The 16,680-nt window shown below is 59.9% G+C and carries 17 protein-coding genes; 14 read left to right on the forward strand and 3 right to left on the reverse strand.

Translation table 11 applies throughout. The features are described from left to right. A partial coding sequence (locus FFS64_RS20305) for an MATE family efflux transporter (RefSeq protein ID WP_256660498.1) occupies positions 1 to 577 on the forward strand: 577 nt, incomplete at its 5' end. Between the two features lie 47 nt (positions 578 to 624). Here FFS64_RS20305 and tusA read toward each other — a convergent pair. Together tusA and rlmM are read right to left on the reverse strand one after the other, a co-directional pair. Beyond that, positions 625 to 876 carry a sulfurtransferase TusA gene (tusA, locus tag FFS64_RS20310; RefSeq protein WP_095197341.1) on the reverse strand — a complete coding sequence of 84 codons (252 nt, stop codon included), beginning with the start codon at positions 874 to 876 and terminating at the stop codon, positions 625 to 627. 90 nt (positions 877 to 966) lie between these two features. Next, positions 967 to 2,040, reverse strand: a complete 1,074-nt coding sequence (rlmM, locus tag FFS64_RS20315) for a 23S rRNA (cytidine(2498)-2'-O)-methyltransferase RlmM (protein WP_137806894.1) — start codon at positions 2,038 to 2,040, stop codon at positions 967 to 969. 222 nt (positions 2,041 to 2,262) lie between these two features. On the opposite strand from rlmM, the gene acnA reads away from it, so the two are divergent. The 3 genes from acnA to FFS64_RS20335 all read left to right on the forward strand — a co-directional run bounded on the left by acnA (position 2,263) and on the right by FFS64_RS20335 (position 7,690). Further along, positions 2,263 to 5,004, forward strand: a complete 2,742-nt coding sequence (gene acnA / locus FFS64_RS20320) for an aconitate hydratase AcnA (RefSeq protein WP_137806895.1) — start codon at positions 2,263 to 2,265, stop codon at positions 5,002 to 5,004. Positions 5,005 to 5,228: 224 nt separating this feature from the next. Beyond that, complete coding sequence (locus FFS64_RS20330) at positions 5,229 to 6,020, forward strand: CPBP family intramembrane glutamic endopeptidase (RefSeq protein ID WP_137806896.1); 792 nt, start codon at positions 5,229 to 5,231, stop codon at positions 6,018 to 6,020. 104 nt (positions 6,021 to 6,124) lie between these two features. After that, positions 6,125 to 7,690, forward strand: coding sequence for a PAS domain-containing methyl-accepting chemotaxis protein (locus tag FFS64_RS20335; protein WP_137806897.1), 1,566 nt, complete (start codon positions 6,125 to 6,127; stop codon positions 7,688 to 7,690). Positions 7,691 to 7,894: 204 nt separating this feature from the next. On the opposite strand, the gene FFS64_RS20340 is transcribed toward FFS64_RS20335, so the two are convergent. Continuing rightward, on the reverse strand, positions 7,895 to 8,578 hold the full coding sequence (locus FFS64_RS20340) for an alpha/beta family hydrolase (protein WP_137806898.1): 684 nt from the start codon (positions 8,576 to 8,578) through the stop codon (positions 7,895 to 7,897). An 86-nt stretch (positions 8,579 to 8,664) separates the two neighbouring features. On the opposite strand from FFS64_RS20340, the gene ccoN (FFS64_RS20345) reads away from it, so the two are divergent. From ccoN (FFS64_RS20345) to FFS64_RS20390, 10 genes are all read left to right on the forward strand, one after another. Continuing rightward, a complete protein-coding gene (ccoN, locus tag FFS64_RS20345; RefSeq protein WP_137806899.1) occupies positions 8,665 to 10,089 on the forward strand; it encodes a cytochrome-c oxidase, cbb3-type subunit I in 1,425 nt (474 codons plus the stop codon). 10 nt (positions 10,090 to 10,099) lie between these two features. Continuing rightward, complete coding sequence (ccoO, locus tag FFS64_RS20350) at positions 10,100 to 10,708, forward strand: cytochrome-c oxidase, cbb3-type subunit II (protein ID WP_137806900.1); 609 nt, start codon at positions 10,100 to 10,102, stop codon at positions 10,706 to 10,708. A gap of 3 nt (positions 10,709 to 10,711) precedes the next feature. Beyond that, a complete protein-coding gene (locus tag FFS64_RS20355) occupies positions 10,712 to 10,915 on the forward strand; it encodes a cbb3-type cytochrome c oxidase subunit 3 (RefSeq protein ID WP_137806901.1) in 204 nt (67 codons plus the stop codon). Continuing rightward, a complete protein-coding gene (gene ccoP, locus FFS64_RS20360; protein ID WP_137806902.1) occupies positions 10,912 to 11,868 on the forward strand; it encodes a cytochrome-c oxidase, cbb3-type subunit III in 957 nt (318 codons plus the stop codon). Before FFS64_RS20355 ends, ccoP (FFS64_RS20360) begins: the two co-directional genes overlap by 4 nt. 492 nt (positions 11,869 to 12,360) lie before the next feature. Then, positions 12,361 to 13,803 (forward strand): cytochrome-c oxidase, cbb3-type subunit I, encoded by a 1,443-nt coding sequence (gene ccoN, locus FFS64_RS20365; protein ID WP_095197331.1) that lies wholly within the window; start codon positions 12,361 to 12,363, stop codon positions 13,801 to 13,803. Further along, positions 13,803 to 14,411 carry a cytochrome-c oxidase, cbb3-type subunit II gene (gene ccoO / locus FFS64_RS20370; RefSeq protein WP_095197330.1) on the forward strand — a complete coding sequence of 203 codons (609 nt, stop codon included), beginning with the start codon at positions 13,803 to 13,805 and terminating at the stop codon, positions 14,409 to 14,411. The genes ccoN (FFS64_RS20365) and ccoO (FFS64_RS20370) overlap by 1 nt, the downstream gene beginning before the upstream one ends. Positions 14,412 to 14,416: 5 nt before the next feature. Then, positions 14,417 to 14,602 (forward strand): CcoQ/FixQ family Cbb3-type cytochrome c oxidase assembly chaperone, encoded by a 186-nt coding sequence (locus FFS64_RS20375; protein ID WP_003175465.1) that lies wholly within the window; start codon positions 14,417 to 14,419, stop codon positions 14,600 to 14,602. Continuing rightward, complete coding sequence (ccoP, locus tag FFS64_RS20380; RefSeq protein ID WP_137806903.1) at positions 14,599 to 15,582, forward strand: cytochrome-c oxidase, cbb3-type subunit III; 984 nt, start codon at positions 14,599 to 14,601, stop codon at positions 15,580 to 15,582. The genes FFS64_RS20375 and ccoP (FFS64_RS20380) overlap by 4 nt, the downstream gene beginning before the upstream one ends. Positions 15,583 to 15,810: 228 nt before the next feature. Beyond that, the gene (locus tag FFS64_RS20385; protein WP_137806904.1) at positions 15,811 to 16,047 is read left to right on the forward strand and encodes a hypothetical protein; all 237 of its coding nucleotides are present in this window, start codon (positions 15,811 to 15,813) and stop codon (positions 16,045 to 16,047) included. Between the two features lie 194 nt (positions 16,048 to 16,241). After that, entirely contained in the window at positions 16,242 to 16,496 is a 255-nt protein-coding gene (locus FFS64_RS20390; RefSeq protein ID WP_137806947.1) for a type II toxin-antitoxin system Phd/YefM family antitoxin, read from the forward strand. Positions 16,497 to 16,680 lie beyond the last annotated feature (184 nt).

Consider the following 16,680-nt stretch of genomic DNA (forward strand, 5'->3'; position numbering starts at 1 on the left):
CAGCCTCGGCTCTACCGTGGTCGCCGGGCACCAGATAGCCCTGAACATCAGCTCGCTGCTGTTCATGATTCCTTATTCCTTGGGCATGGCGGTGACGGTAAGGGTCGGCCAGGCGCTGGGCGCCGGCAATCCTTATCAGGCGCGCTTCGCGGCGAAGGTCGGGCTGGGCGCCGCACTGGTGTTTGCCGCGTTCTCGGCAAGCCTGATCATGCTGCTGCGCGAGCCTATCGCTTCGATCTACACGCCTGACAAGACCGTGATCCAGATTGCGTCGATGTTGATTGTCTATGCCGCGCTGTATCAGTTCTCCGATGCCATCCAGGTGATCTGCGCCGGCGCGCTGCGGGGCTACCAGGACACCCGGGTGACGATGATTCTGACGCTGTTCGCCTACTGGGGCATCGGCCTGCCGGTGGGTTATGTGCTGGGTCTGACTGATTGGTTCGGTCCGGCCAGCGGCCCGAGCGGGTTGTGGGAAGGTCTGATCGCAGGCCTGAGTTGCGCGGCACTGATGCTGTCGATCCGCCTGACGCGCAGTGCGCGCAAACGGATTCGTATCAGCCGTTCGATGGGTTGACCGCGCAAAAAAAGGGCCTGCATATGCAGGCCTTTTTTTCGACTTCGTTAACCGGACTTCTTGCGAATCCAGTACAGGTAGGTACCGGCATCTTCGTGCTGCGCCACCAGTTCGTGGTCGAGAAACACGCAGAACTTGGGGATGTCGCGACGGGTCGACGGATCGGTGGCGATCACCTTGAGCAGGCCGCCGGGCACCAGATCGCGGATGTGCTGGTGCAGCATCATCACGGGTTCCGGGCAGTTGAGGCCGGTGGCGTCGAGGGTGCCGTCAACCGGCGTGTCAGTCATTTCGCTCATGAATCACTCCTGAAACTTGCCGGCATTGTCGCGCATTGCCGGGTGTTCGGTCATCTGTGGCATTACGCCACCCCCACAGGTTATGTGTACTCAGCGGGACTTGGGCTTCTTTACGTCGAGCCGGCGAAGGTGGCAAGTCACTTCTTCACGATCGTGGTACAGCTGCTTACAGCCAATCTCCACGCGAATGCCCCGCGCCTTGAAACCGTCGGCGATGCGTTCCAGCAGACGCTTCACTTCGGCATAACGCTGTTTCATCGGCAACTTGAGGTTGACCACGGCTTCACGGCAATGGCCTTCGCCGATCCACTCTTCCAGCATCGCGGCGTTGCGCGCCGGTTTTTCGACGATATCGCAGACCATCCAGTCCACCGGCTGCTTGGGCTTGAAGGTAAAACCGTCGGCCATCAGATGCTGTACCAGACCGGTGTCCATCAGGCTTTCGGCCATCGGGCCATTGTCGATGGCCGTCACCAGCATGCCGCGATTGACCAGTTGCCAGGTCCAACCACCGGGCGCGGCACCAAGATCGACACCCGTCATGTCGCTGTGCAGGCGCTCGTCCCACTGGTCACGCGGGATGAAGTGGTGCCAGGCCTCCTCCAGCTTAAGGGTCGAACGGCTGGGCGCCTCGCGCGGAAACTTCAAACGCGGAATGCCCATCGGCCACATCGCCGAGTTGTTCGACTCCGCCAGGCCCATGAACACTTCGCGACCACTCTTGAAAGTCAGCAACAGGCGCGGTTTATGGGCGTCTTCCACCAGTTTGCCGGCGGCTATCAGCGCCTTACGCAGGTGCACTTCGAATTTTTTGCAGAAGTTCGACAGTTCCTTGCCATCGTTGGTGTCGACCATTTCCAGCCACAGGCTGCCGCAGGTCGGGAAGTCCGCCAAGTGAGCGAGGATCACGCTGATGCGGTCGGTTTCCGGCAGGTCGATGAAGATCCCCCGAGCCCATTGGCGCGGGAAGATCAACTGATCGAAACGCTGGCCGCGCATCAGGCGTTCGGCGCCGTCTTCTTCGGTGCAGACAAACTCGGCGCAGGCGCTGGCCGTCTTGGCCTTGGCATAACCGGCCACGTTCAGCCGTGCGGCGAGGTCGGAAATCTCGGAACAGACTTCGCCTTCGAAGCCCGGCCGGCAATGCATAAAGAGGGTGTTCATTCTTACTCCTGGGCAGATGGCGAGACATTCACCACTGCGCGATGCCCAGACTTGCGCTGGAGCAAAGCCTGTCACGAAAACCGGCGCATGATAGCCGACTTCGGAACCTCGGACTTACCCATAGAATCCAGTTATTAGCCAGCTACCTAAAACAGGGCTAGGTTTAATGCTCTGCCCGTTCCCCTCAGTCCGTAGCCGTGCGGACGCAAAGGAGTGATCGTAATGCCGTCTCTCGATAGCTTGAACACCCTTAAAACCCTGCAAGTCGATAACAAGACCTACCACTATTTCAGCCTGCCGGATGCCGCCAAGAGCCTGGGCGACCTGGACCTGCTGCCGATGTCGTTGAAAGTGCTGCTGGAAAACCTGCTGCGCTGGGAGGACGAAAAAACCGTCACCGGCGCCGACCTCAGGGCGATTGCCGCCTGGCTCAAGGAGCGCCGCTCCGACCGCGAAATCCAGTACCGCCCGGCGCGGGTGCTGATGCAGGACTTCACCGGCGTGCCCGCCGTGGTTGACCTGGCCGCCATGCGTGCGGCGATGGCCAAGGCCGGCGGCAACCCGCAACGGATCAACCCGCTGTCGCCAGTGGATCTGGTGATCGATCACTCGGTGATGGTCGACAAGTTCGCCACCAGCAGCGCCTTCGAACAGAACGTCGACATCGAAATGCAGCGCAATGGCGAACGCTATGCGTTCCTGCGCTGGGGCCAAAGTGCCTTCGACAACTTCAGCGTGGTGCCGCCGGGCACCGGCATCTGCCATCAGGTGAATCTGGAATACCTGGGCCGCACGGTCTGGACCAAGGACGAGGACGGCCGCACCTATGCCTTCCCGGACACATTGGTGGGCACCGACTCCCACACCACCATGATCAATGGCCTTGGCGTCCTCGGCTGGGGCGTCGGCGGCATCGAGGCGGAAGCGGCGATGCTTGGCCAACCGGTGTCGATGCTGATTCCGGAAGTGATCGGCTTCAAACTCACCGGCAAACTCAGGGAAGGCATCACCGCCACCGACCTGGTGCTGACCGTGACGCAAATGCTGCGCAAGAAAGGCGTGGTCGGCAAATTCGTCGAGTTCTATGGTGACGGCCTCGTCGATCTGCCGCTGGCGGATCGCGCGACCATCGCCAACATGGCCCCGGAATACGGCGCCACCTGCGGCTTCTTCCCGGTGGACGACGTGACGCTGGAATACCTGCGCCTGTCCGGCCGCCCTCTCGAAACCGTGAAACTGGTCGAGGCCTACAGCAAGGCGCAAGGCCTGTGGCGCTTGCCGGGCAAGGAGCCGATATTCACTGACAGCCTGGCGCTGGACATGGCCAGCGTCGAAGCCAGCCTTGCCGGACCGAAACGCCCGCAGGACCGGGTTTCGCTGCCGAATGTCGCGCAAGCGTTCAGCGACTTCATCGGCCTGCAAGTCAAGCCCACCAGCAAGGAAGAAGGTCGCCTGGAAAGCGAGGGCGGCGGCGGTGTCGCGGTGGGCAACGCCGATCTGGCCGGTGAAGTGGACTACGACTTTGAAGGGCAAACGGTGCGACTGAAAAACGGCGCGGTGGTGATTGCGGCGATTACGTCCTGCACCAACACGTCCAACCCGAGCGTGATGATGGCCGCCGGCCTGGTGGCGAAGAAAGCCGTGGAAAAAGGCCTGCGCCGCAAACCCTGGGTGAAAAGTTCGCTGGCCCCCGGCTCGAAGGTGGTCACCGACTACTACAAGGCGGCTGGACTGACGCCATACCTCGATGAACTGGGTTTTGCCCTGGTCGGTTATGGCTGCACCACCTGTATCGGCAATTCCGGCCCCTTGCCGGAACCGATCGAAAAAGCCATCCAGAAAGCCGATTTGACCGTAGCTTCCGTCTTGTCGGGTAACCGCAATTTCGAAGGCCGGGTCCATCCACTGGTAAAAACCAACTGGCTGGCATCACCGCCGTTGGTGGTTGCTTATGCGCTGGCCGGCACCGTGCGCATCGACCTCAGTCGCGAGCCCTTGGGCGAGGACCAGAACGGCAACCTGGTTTACCTGCGCGACATCTGGCCAAGCAGCAAGGAAATCGCCGACGCCGTGGAACAGGTCAACACCGCCATGTTCCACAAGGAGTACGCCGAAGTGTTTGCCGGCGACGAACAGTGGCAGGCCATCGAAGTGCCGCAAGCGGCCACCTACGTCTGGCAGGCGGATTCGACTTACATCCAGCATCCACCGTTCTTCGATGACATCGGCGGACCGCCACCGGTGGTCAAGGACGTGAACGGTGCCCGCATCCTTGCCCTGCTGGGCGATTCGGTGACTACCGACCACATCTCCCCGGCCGGCAACATCAAGGCTGACAGCCCGGCGGGTCACTACTTGCGGGAAAAAGGCGTCGAGCCTCGGGACTTCAACTCCTATGGCTCGCGACGCGGCAACCACGAAGTGATGATGCGCGGCACTTTTGCCAATATCCGCATTCGCAATGAAATGCTCGGCGGCGAAGAAGGCGGCAATACCCTCTACATCCCGACCGGGGAGAAACTGGCGATCTACGACGCGGCCATGCGTTACCAGGCTGCAGGCACACCGCTGGTGGTGATTGCCGGACAAGAATACGGCACCGGATCAAGCCGTGACTGGGCGGCCAAGGGCACTAATCTGCTGGGCGTCAAAGCGGTGATTGCCGAGAGCTTCGAGCGCATTCACCGCTCCAACCTGGTGGGCATGGGCGTGTTGCCGCTGCAGTTCAAACTCGATCAAAACCGCAAGAGCCTGAATCTCAGAGGCACTGAAACCCTGGCCATCCTCGGGTTGACCGGGGTCGAACTGACGCCACGGATGAACCTGACCCTGGTCATCACCCATGAAAACGGCACCCAGGAGAAAGTCGAAGTGCTGTGCCGCATCGATACGCTCAATGAAGTGGAGTACTTCAAGTCGGGAGGAATTTTGCATTACGTGTTAAGGCAGTTGATTGCCTCGTAATTTAACGCTGACAACGACACCGCCTTCGGGCGGTGTTTTTGTTTGAGTGCCCCGGCTTACAATCACCCGATTACGTACCAACACATGGTCATTGTGGGAGCGAGCCTGCTCGCGAAGGGGTCACCCCATTCAACATTAATGTCGCCTGATACACCGCATTCGCGAGCAGGCTCGCTCCGACAATGGGCCGAGGCGTCTTGCAGAAATACAAACAAGGACTTTCAATGCTCGCCCTACCATGGCCCCACCTGACTCTCCTCTCCCTCGGCTACGGCATGGCGCTGGCTTACGGTCACCTTGGCTGGTTCGCCACGATCTCCGTCGCGCTGTTGCTGATCGCCGGTTTCTCCGTTCGCCAGCAAACACTTCCATTGGGCCGCTACCTCGGCCACGGCCTGTTCATCGTGTTGGCCCTGGCGTTGGCGACACACTGGCTACCCGGTTTCTACAACGGCCGCGTCATTGACCCGCAGCGCTTCACCGCTGACGCCGTGCCATTTTCCATGTACCTGAATCTGGACAAACCCCTGATCGGTTTCTGGCTGCTGCTGGTCTGTCCATGGATCGTCGGCCGGCGCTCGCTGCGGCTGTTCCTGTATGCCACCGCCCTGGCACTGATCCTGAGCGCCGTGTTGGCCCTGGGCGGTGCGCTGGTGCTGAATGTCATCGATTGGGCGCCGAAATGGCCGGAGCAGGCCTGGCTGTGGCTGCTCAACAATCTGTTGCTGGTGACGCTGGTCGAGGAAGCGTTGTTCCGCGGCTACATCCAGGGCGGCTTGAGCCGATGCCTGGGCCACCTGCCTTACGGCGAAAACCTTGCCCTGCTGCTCGCTTCGCTGGTGTTCGGCCTGGCGCATGTGGGTGCTGGTTGGCAATGGGTATTACTGGCGAGTCTGGCCGGCATCGGTTATGGCCTGGCCTACCGCTTCGGTGGGCTGGCGGCGGCCATCGCCACGCATTTCGGTTTGAATCTGCTGCACTTCAGCCTGTTCACTTATCCGATGCTTGCCGGCTGACGCAAGGGTCATTTTGCGACGCATAACTGATTATCGAAAAATAATCTCAACAAATCGCAACGGATGCCGATATAGCACTTGAAAGCCTTGCGGATTAAAAAGCCATGCGTAACAACCAGCCAATTACACAACGCGAGCGGACCTTCCCGGCCCAGCAACGGTTGATTTCCACCACCGATGCCAAGGGCATGATCACCTACTGCAACGACGCCTTCGTCGAGATCAGCGGGTTTTCTCGTGAAGAGCTGATCCGTGCGCCGCATAACCTGGTGCGTCACCCCGACGTTCCAGCCGCAGTGTTCGCGCACATGTGGGCGACACTGAAACAAGGCTTGCCATGGATGGGTATCGTCAAGAATCGCTGCAAGACCGGTGATCACTATTGGGTCAACGCCTATGTGACGCCAATCTTCGAAGGCAATCAGGTGATCGGTTATGAGTCGGTGCGGGTCAAACCCTCCGCCGAACAGATCCGTCGTGCCGAAGCGCTCTACCAACGCATCAACCAGGGCAAGTCGGCCGTTCCTGCCACCAATAAATGGTTGCCGGTCCTGCAGGACTGGCTGCCGTTCATTCTGGTCAGCCAGTTGAGCTTCATGATCGGTGCCTCGCTCAACTCCCAATGGGGATTTGCTTTGGCCGCCGGCCTTTCGGTGCCGCTGGGCCTGATGGGCCTGAGCTGGCAGCAACGCGGCATCAAGCGTTTGTTGCGTCTGGCCGAGCAGACCACGTCCGACCCATTGATCGCGCAGATGTACACCGACAGCCGCGGCGCCCAGGCGCGCCTGGAGATGTCGATCCTCAGTCAGGAAGCACGCCTGAAAACCTGCCTGACCCGCTTGCAGGACACCGCCGAACACCTCACCGATCAGGCGAAACAGTCCGATGCCCTGGCGCACAACAGCTCCACCGGCCTGGAACGCCAGCGTGTCGAAACCGAGCAAGTGGCCACCGCCGTCAATCAGATGGCCGCCACCACGCAGGAAGTCGCCAGTCATGTGCAGCGCACCGCCGATGCGACTCAGGAAGCCAATCGCCTGACCGGGCGTGGTCGTGACATCGCCGGGGAGACCCGCGAAGCCATTCAGCGCCTGTCGGTGGTGGTTGGAGAAACCGGTCTGACCGTGACCCAACTGGCCAAGGACAGCGATGAAATCGGTGGCGTGGTCGATGTGATCAAGGGCATCGCCGACCAGACCAACTTGCTGGCGCTCAACGCCGCCATCGAAGCGGCCCGTGCCGGTGAGATGGGGCGCGGCTTTGCGGTGGTGGCTGATGAAGTACGGCAACTGGCACAACGCACCAGCGAATCCACCGGGCAGATTCATGCGCTGATCGCCAAGCTGCAGCAGACAGCCGGGACTGCGGTGCAAACCATGGAAGCCGGGCATCGCCAGGCTGAAGAAGGTGTGGCACGGGTACTGGAAGCGGATCAGGCACTGGTGGGGATCAGCGAAGCGGTGGCCAACATCACCGACATGACCACCCAGATCGCTGCCGCGACCGAAGAGCAAAGTGCCGTGGCCGAAGAAATCAGCCGCAATATCAGCAACATTTCCGAACTGGCTGACCAGACTTCGGAACAGGCGCAGAACTCGGCTTTGTTGAGTGAAGAGCTGACCAAAACCGCGAATACCCAGTATTCGTTGGTGGAGCGGTTTAACCGCTGATTGATGCTGGAAACAAGAAACCCGGACGGTGAAAACCTCCGGGTTTTTTATTGCCAGTCTTAAAGTGATGTCGTCTGTTCGGGCCTCATCGCGGGCGAGCCCGCTCCCACAGGGGTCTGCATAGTTCTCAAAATCAAGCCACACCAAAGATCACTGTGGGAGCTGGCTTGCCAGCGAAGAGATCGTCACAGCCGGCCAAAAGTCTCACTGAAGAAATGCAGCCACTTTTTGCGCCACAGCCGCTAGATGCTGTTCATGGGTAAACCCCGAAGCCTTCAACGGCTTCAAATCATGATCCCCCGCCACCAGCCAGAACACCTCGATACTCGGCGATAACACATACCCTTCCACTGCCTGGCGATTGCCCAACGCATCCCGCTCGCCCTGCAGGATCAACGTCCGTGTTTTCAATCCGGCCAAATGTTCGACCCGTGGCTTCTCCGGTTTGCCCACGGCATAGAACGGATAGCCCAGGCACACCAGCGCATCGGCGCCTAATTCATCTGCCAGCAGACTGGCCATCCGCCCGCCCATGGACTTGCCGCCGATAGCCAGCGGCCCAGCGACATGGCGTCGCACCTCGGCATACACCTCACGCCAGCATTCCAGCAGCTTCGGTGCTGGATTGGGTGGGCGCTTGCCGCCGTCGACACGCCGTTGCGCCATGTACGCAAACTCAAAGCGCAACACGTTGACGCCAAGCACCGCGAGGCGTGCAGCCATGTCGTTCATCCAGTCGCTGTCCATCGGCGCGCCGGCGCCATGGGCGAGGATCAGCGTCGCCGACGCCGACGCCGGCGCCACGGCGGCATCCCACAACCATCCATGATCCTGCACGCACTGCGCCCATTGATCCCCGTCAATACCGGCCTTGTGCTGTTTGTCCATGCTTGCCTCGCTTTTAGTCTGCCTATAACTCCAGGCGAAGGGTGCGCTGCCGGCGCTTCCTTCGGCTGAACCGTGGATGGGGAACCATGAACACTTCTATCAGTACCGCCTACAACTACAAGGTGGTCCGCCAATTCGCCATTATGACGGTGGTGTGGGGCATCGTCGGCATGGGGCTCGGGGTTTTTCTCGCCGCCCAGTTGGTCTGGCCCGAACTCAACTTCAATTTGCCCTGGACCAGTTTCGGGCGGTTGCGCCCGCTGCACACCAACGCGGTGATCTTCGCCTTCGGCGGCTGCGCCTTGTTCGCCAGTTCGTTCTACTCGGTGCAACGCACCTGCCAGACCCAGTTGTTTGCCCCGAAAATCGCCGCGTTCTGCTTCTGGGGCTGGCAACTTGTGATCCTGCTGGCGGCCATCAGCCTGCCGCTGGGCTACACCAGTTCCAAGGAATACGCCGAACTGGAGTGGCCGATCGACATACTGATCACTATCGTCTGGGTCGCGTACGCCATCGTGTTCTTCGGCACGGTGATGCAGCGCAAGACCAAGCACATCTACGTCGGTAACTGGTTCTTCGGCGGGTTCATCATCACCGTCGCCATCCTGCACATCGTCAACAATCTTGAGTTGCCGGTGAGTTTCACCAAGTCCTACTCGCTGTATGCCGGTGCGACCGATGCCATGGTGCAGTGGTGGTACGGCCACAACGCCGTGGGCTTTTTCCTCACCGCCGGGTTCCTCGGCATGATGTATTACTTCGTGCCCAAGCAGGCCGAACGCCCGGTGTACTCCTATCGTCTGTCGATCGTGCACTTCTGGGCGCTGATCACCCTGTACATCTGGGCAGGTCCCCACCACCTGCACTACACCGCGTTGCCGGACTGGGCGCAGTCGCTGGGCATGGTGATGTCGTTGATCCTGCTGGCGCCGAGCTGGGGCGGCATGATCAACGGCATGATGACCCTCTCGGGCGCCTGGCATAAATTGCGCAGCGACCCGATCCTGCGTTTCCTCGTGGTCTCCCTGGCGTTCTACGGCATGTCGACCTTCGAAGGGCCGATGATGGCGATCAAGACCGTCAACGCCCTCTCCCACTACACCGACTGGACCATCGGCCACGTACACGCCGGCGCGCTCGGCTGGGTGGCGATGATTTCCATCGGCGCGCTGTACCACATGATCCCGAAAGTCTTCGGACGTGAGCAGATGCACAGCATCGGCCTGATCAACGCGCACTTCTGGCTGGCCACCATCGGCACCGTTCTCTACATCGCTTCGATGTGGGTCAACGGCATCGCCCAGGGCTTGATGTGGCGCGCGGTGAACGAAGACGGCACGCTGACTTACTCCTTCGTCGAAACCCTGGTGGCCAGCCACCCGGGTTTCATCGTGCGACTGGTGGGCGGGGCGATCTTTCTCAGCGGCATGTTCCTGATGGCTTACAACACCTGGCGCACCGTGCGGGCTTCGCAGCCTGCCGAAGTCGCCGCTGCCGCGCAGATGGCCTGAGGAGTCCGCCATGAAACACGAAACAATCGAGAAAAACGTCGGCCTGCTGATGCTGCTGATGGTGTTCGCCGTGAGCATCGGCGGTCTGACCCAGATCGTCCCCCTGTTCTTCCAGGACGTGACCAATAAACCGGTGGAAGGCATGAAGCCCTACACCGCGTTGCAGCTCGAAGGTCGCGATCTCTATATCCGCGAAGGCTGTGTCGGTTGCCACTCGCAGATGATCCGCCCGTTCCGCGCCGAGACCGAACGCTACGGTCACTACTCGGTGGCGGGCGAAAGCGTCTGGGATCACCCGTTCCTCTGGGGCTCCAAACGCACCGGGCCGGACCTGGCGCGGGTCGGGGCGCGCTACTCGGATGACTGGCACCGCGCGCATTTGTACAACCCGCGCAACGTGGTGCCGGAATCGAAGATGCCCGCCTACCCGTGGCTGGTGGCCAATCAGGTCGACAGCAGCCACACCGAAACCAAGCTCAAGGCCATGCGCACGCTGGGCGTGCCCTACACCGACGACGACATTGCGGGCAGCGTCGAGTCGCTCAAGGGCAAGACCGAGATGGACGCACTGGTCGCCTACCTGCAAGTACTCGGCACTGCCATCAAGAGCAAGAGGTGACACATGGTCTTTGAAGTCAGTACTGGCATGATCCGCGGCCTGGGCACGGTCGTGGTGTTCGTGGCCTTCGTCGGCCTGACCCTGTGGGTATTCAACGGCAAGCGCGGCCCGGAATTCGCCGAAGCACGCCTGCTGCCGTTCGCCGACGAGCCGCAATCGGAAAACAGCCCTCAACAAGAAACCGCCGCAAGGAGTACCCGGCCATGACCACCTTCTGGAGTACGTGGATCTGCGTACTGACCATCGGCAGCCTTATCGGCCTGACCTGGTTGCTGATCGGCACCCGCCGGGGCGAAACCAAGGGCAGCGTCGACCAGACCATGGGCCACAGCTTTGACGGCATCGAGGAGTATGACAATCCGTTGCCGCAATGGTGGTTCATGCTGTTCGCCGGCACCCTGGTGTTCTCCGTCGGCTATTTGATTCTCTATCCAGGCCTGGGCAACTGGAAAGGCATCCTGCCCGGTTACGACAACGGCTGGACCGGCGTGCACGAATGGGAAAAGGAGATGGACAAGGCGGACGCGAAGTTCGGACCGATCTTTGCCAAATTCGCCGCCATGCCAGTGGAGGAAGTGGCCAAGGACCCGCAAGCACTGAAAATGGGCGGTCGTCTGTTCGCCTCCAACTGCTCGGTATGCCATGGCTCGGACGCCAAGGGAGCGTTCGGCTTCCCCAACCTGGCGGACAGTGACTGGCGCTGGGGCGGCAACGCCGAAACCATCAAGACCACCATCATGGGCGGACGCATGGCGGCGATGCCGGCCTGGGGGGAAGTCCTCGGCGAGGCCGGCGTGAAAAACGTCGCGGCTTATGTGCGCCACCAACTGGCTGGCCTGCCTCTGTCTGCGGACAGCGGGGCCGACCTGCAAGCGGGGCAGCAAGCGTTCAGCACCACCTGCGTCGCCTGTCACGGGGCGAACGGCCAGGGTACTGAAGCCATGGGCGCGCCGAACCTGACGCACCCGGCCGGTTTCATCTACGGCACCAGCCTGACGCAGCTTGAACAGACCATCCGCCATGGCCGCCAGGGCCATATGCCGGCACAGAGCGAACTGCTCGGCAACGATAAAGTGCAATTGCTCGCGGCTTACGTGTTCAGCCTTTCAAAAGGTGATGAGCAGTTGAGCGGCAAGCTTCAAGCTACAAGCGTCAAGTAAGAGCAAAAGCAAAAACCGCAAGCTACAAGCTCTAACTTGGAGCTTGTAGCTTGCGGCTTGCAGCTGCTTCTTTTTGTCGCACCCTCCATGAGTCTGCCTTTCGGTTCCCAGGATTCGGGTCTAAGCTTCCCCCGATGCGAACTGGCCAGTGCCGGTTCCAGGTCGACCCTGAACGATGTGTTCGACGAATCTGCCCGATGACAGGCCGCAAAGGCTGGTAGATACCGGCTGTCGCGCCAATTGCCTCCGGTCACCCGATCGTTGTGTTTGAACACACCCCGTTACATCCGACCTGACCCCCTCGCCTGATCAGTTTTCCGGGACGTTTTGTCCGCGGCCGATTTTGTCCTTACGCGGCGCATGGAAAGGCCGCAGAATCAGCATTTGAACGCATTGACCCAGGTCATGGCGCGTTGCAATGACCCTACGCTTTCTACATACTTGCGGCCGATTTTTAATCCTAATAAAACACCCAAACCGTGGAACCTTAGAATGAGCACAGCAATCAGTCCGACTGCTTATAACTATAAGGTAGTCCGCCAGTTCGCCATCATGACGGTGGTCTGGGGGATCCTTGGCATGGGGCTCGGTGTCTTCATCGCCTCTCAACTGGTCTGGCCGGAATTGAACTTCGGTCTGCCCTGGACGAGCTTTGGACGCCTGCGCCCGTTGCACACAAACCTGGTGATTTTCGCCTTCGGTGGATGTGCACTGTTTGCCACTTCCTATTACGTCGTGCAGCGAACCTGCCAAACGCGACTGATTTCCGACAGCCTCGCCGCCTTCACCTTCTGGGGTTGGCAAGCGGTAATCGTCGGCGCCATCGTTACCTTGCCGCTGGGTTACACCACCACCAAGGAATACGCAGAGCTGGAATGGCCCCTGGCTATTCTGCTGGCCATCGTCTGGGTCACCTACGGTCTGGTGTTCTTCGGCACCATCGTCAAGCGCAAGACCAAGCACATCTATGTGGGTAACTGGTTCTACGGTGCCTTCATCGTCGTGACGGCGATGCTGCACATCGTCAACCACGCTTCCCTGCCCGTCAGCTTCTTCAAGTCGTACTCGGCCTACTCGGGTGCGACCGACGCGATGATCCAGTGGTGGTACGGTCACAACGCCGTAGGCTTCTTCCTGACCACCGGCTTCCTGGGGATGATGTACTACTTCGTGCCGAAACAGGCCGAGCGTCCGATCTATTCCTATCGCCTGTCGATCGTGCACTTCTGGGCACTGATCACCCTGTACATCTGGGCAGGTCCGCACCACCTGCACTACACCGCTCTGCCGGACTGGGCCCAGTCCCTGGGCATGGCGATGTCGATCATCCTGCTGGCTCCGAGCTGGGGCGGCATGATCAACGGCATGATGACCCTGTCGGGCGCCTGGCATAAGCTGCGCACCGACCCGATCCTGCGCTTCCTGGTCGTCTCCCTGGCTTTCTACGGCATGTCGACCTTCGAAGGCCCGATGATGGCGATCAAGACCGTGAACTCGCTGTCGCACTACACCGACTGGACCATCGGCCACGTACACGCCGGCGCCCTGGGCTGGGTAGCGATGATTTCGATCGGCGCGATCTACCACATGATCCCGAAACTGTTCGGTCGCGCGCAGATGCACAGCGTTGGCCTGATCAACACGCACTTCTGGCTGGCCACCATCGGTACCGTTCTGTACATCGCTTCGATGTGGGTAAACGGCATCACCCAAGGCCTGATGTGGCGTGCAATCAACGATGACGGCACCCTCACCTACTCGTTCGTCGAAGCGCTGCAAGCCAGCCACCCTGGTTTCATCGTCCGCGCCCTCGGCGGTGCGTTCTTCGCCGCCGGCATGCTGTTCATGGCCTACAACGTGTACCGTACCGTACGCGCCTCGAACCCGGCTGAAGCCGAAGCCGCCGAACAGATCGCTGTAGTTGGAGCTCACTGATGAAGCATGAAGCAGTCGAGAAGAACATTGGCCTGCTGGCCTTCTTCATGGTCATCGCCGTCAGCGTCGGCGGCCTGACCCAGATCGTTCCGCTGTTTTTCCAGGACGTCACCAACAAGCCGGTCGAAGGCATGAAGCCTCGCTCGGCCCTTGAACTGGAAGGCCGCGATATCTACATCGCCAACGGTTGCGTCAGCTGCCACTCGCAGATGATCCGCCCGTTCCGTGCGGAAACCGAACGTTACGGCCACTACTCGGTCGCCGGTGAAAGCGTCTGGGACCACCCGTTCCTGTGGGGTTCCAAGCGTACCGGTCCGGACCTGGCCCGTGTCGGCGGTCGCTACTCCGATGACTGGCAGCGTGCGCACTTGTACAACCCGCGCAACGTGGTGCCCGAATCGAAAATGCCGGCCTACCCGTTCCTCGTGGAAAACAAGCTCGATGGCAAAGACACCGCGAAGAAAATGGAAGTCTTGCGCGCGCTCGGCGTCCCTTACACCGACGAAGACATCGCCGGTGCCAAGGATGCCGTGAAGGGCAAAACCGAAATGGACGCGCTGGTGGCCTATCTGCAAGGCCTGGGCACCATCATCAAAAGCAAACGGTGATCTAAATGGATATCGGGATGATTCGTGGCCTGGGCACCGTTGTCGTGATGGTTGCCTTTATCGGTCTGGCCTTGTGGGTGTTCAGCCCCAAGCGCAAGTCGGAGTTTGAAGACGCGACCTTGCTGCCTTTCGCGGATGATCCCGAAGCCATCAAGCACGTCGAGCAAGCTTCTAGGAGTAACAAAGAATGACTACATTCTGGAGTCTGTACGTCACAGTCCTCAGTCTCGGTACGATCTTTTCCCTGACCTGGCTGCTGCTGTCGACCCGCAAGGGCCAGCGCACCGAGTCCACCGAAGAGACGGTTGGGCACTCCTTCGACGGGATCGAGGAGTATGACAACCCGCTGCCGAAATGGTGGTTCATGCTGTTCGTGGGCACCATCATTTTCGCCCTGGGTTACCTTGTGTTGTACCCGGGCCTGGGCAACTGGAAAGGCCTGCTGCCAGGTTACAACTACCTGGACAACGAGAAGCAGACCGCGTTCGCCAACGGCCAGACCGGCTGGACCGGCGTTCACGAGTGGGAAAAGGAAATGGCCCGTTCGGACGCCAAGTTCGGTCCGATCTTCGCCAAGTTCGCGTCCATGCCGATCGAAGAAGTGGCCAAGGACCCGCAAGCCCTGAAGATGGGTGGCCGCCTGTTCGCCTCCAACTGCTCGGTCTGCCACGGTTCCGACGCCAAGGGTGCCTATGGCTTCCCTAACTTGACCGACGCCGACTGGCGCTGGGGCGGCGAGGCGCAAACCATCAAGGCCACCATCATGGGCGGCCGTCACGCGGTCATGCCGGCGTGGGCTGAAGTGATCGGCGAGCAAGGCGTCAGTGACGTTGCTGCTTTTGTCCTGACCAACCTCGATGGCCGCAAGCTGCCGGAAGGCGCCAAGGCTGACCCGGTTGCCGGCCAGAAACTGTTCGCTGCCAACTGCGTGGCCTGCCACGGTCCACAGGGCAAAGGCACCCCGGCCATGGGTGCTCCTGACCTGACCCACCCGGGCGCGTTCATCTACGGTTCGAGCTTCGCTCAACTGCAGCAGACCATCCGTTATGGCCGTCAGGGCCAGATGCCTGCTCAAGAGCAAATGCAGGGCAACGACAAGGTTCACCTGCTGGCCGCTTACGTCTACAGCCTGTCTCACGGCGAGAAGGCTTCGGCGGAAGACGCCCAGTAAGACAAACGCTTGATGCAACAAAAAACGGCCCCGCCAATGTGAATTGGCGGGGCCGTTTTGTTTGGGACAGGGTTAAACATCGAATTCATAAGCTGAAACCTATGTTCGATAGGCTGGCAGATCGGTCAGAGGTAATGTCGAACCACCTGATGACCGGCCGGCAGCCTCTGCCGGCAGCTCACTCATGGACAAGGAAGTAAGCCCATCAATAAACAAGGAATTCATGAAATGCCTGAACAAAACAACATCGATCCCCATGTTTGTAACACCGGTGCACCCGAAACGACTGCCGAGGTCGCTCCAGCTGCGGATATCCGGCCAGGTGATACTGATGACTCGCCACTGAAAACCAGTGAAACCGCGGAAAATTCGAACCGACGCGCGTTTGCCGCTCCCGAACCTGCTACGGATAAAAAGCGCACATCCGGTGGGCTGGACAGTTTGGGGAAAGGTTACCTGCCTTAAGCTCCTTCGACTCAAACGCAGCGGACACCCGCTGCGTTCTCATGCTTACAGCGCACTTCTACCTCAAAAATTTTTTCAATGAACAGCAGACGCCAAACGAGGACCGGTGGTCGAGTATTCACCCTTGAATATTGCGGGCCCCCAAAGCAGGTAGTAACGCTTCTACATTAGAACGTTCAGGAGGGTCACCCATGATGGCCATCACCACCATTTCCAGTCGCGAATTCAATCAGGACACAAGCGGTGCCAAAAAAGCCACGCATCAGGGGCCGGTTTTTATCACCGATCGATGCAAGCCGGCCCATGTGCTGCTAAGCATTGAGGATTACCAAAAACTGACCGGCATCAATGCCGACATCGTCGAGCTGCTGGTAATGCCAGATGCGGCAGAGATCGAGTTCGAAACCGAGCGTGCCGTGATCACTCATCGCCCCGTGGATTTGTCCTGATGTTTATGGCTTGGCCGCCGTCACCCGTAACGTCAGCGATTTTCAATCCATTGGTGTGCAGTTGATTAACCCGTGGGTCAATTGACCGTCGACACCCGCAAAACCGTCCATAATTCACAAGTCAATTGATACAGGTCATTACACGGTCAGTTGATTTCCACCAACGTGACCAAAGGTCGCACCC

The sequence above is a fragment of the Pseudomonas sp. G(2018) genome, from assembly GCF_005502415.1.
Classification (GTDB): domain Bacteria; phylum Pseudomonadota; class Gammaproteobacteria; order Pseudomonadales; family Pseudomonadaceae; genus Aquipseudomonas.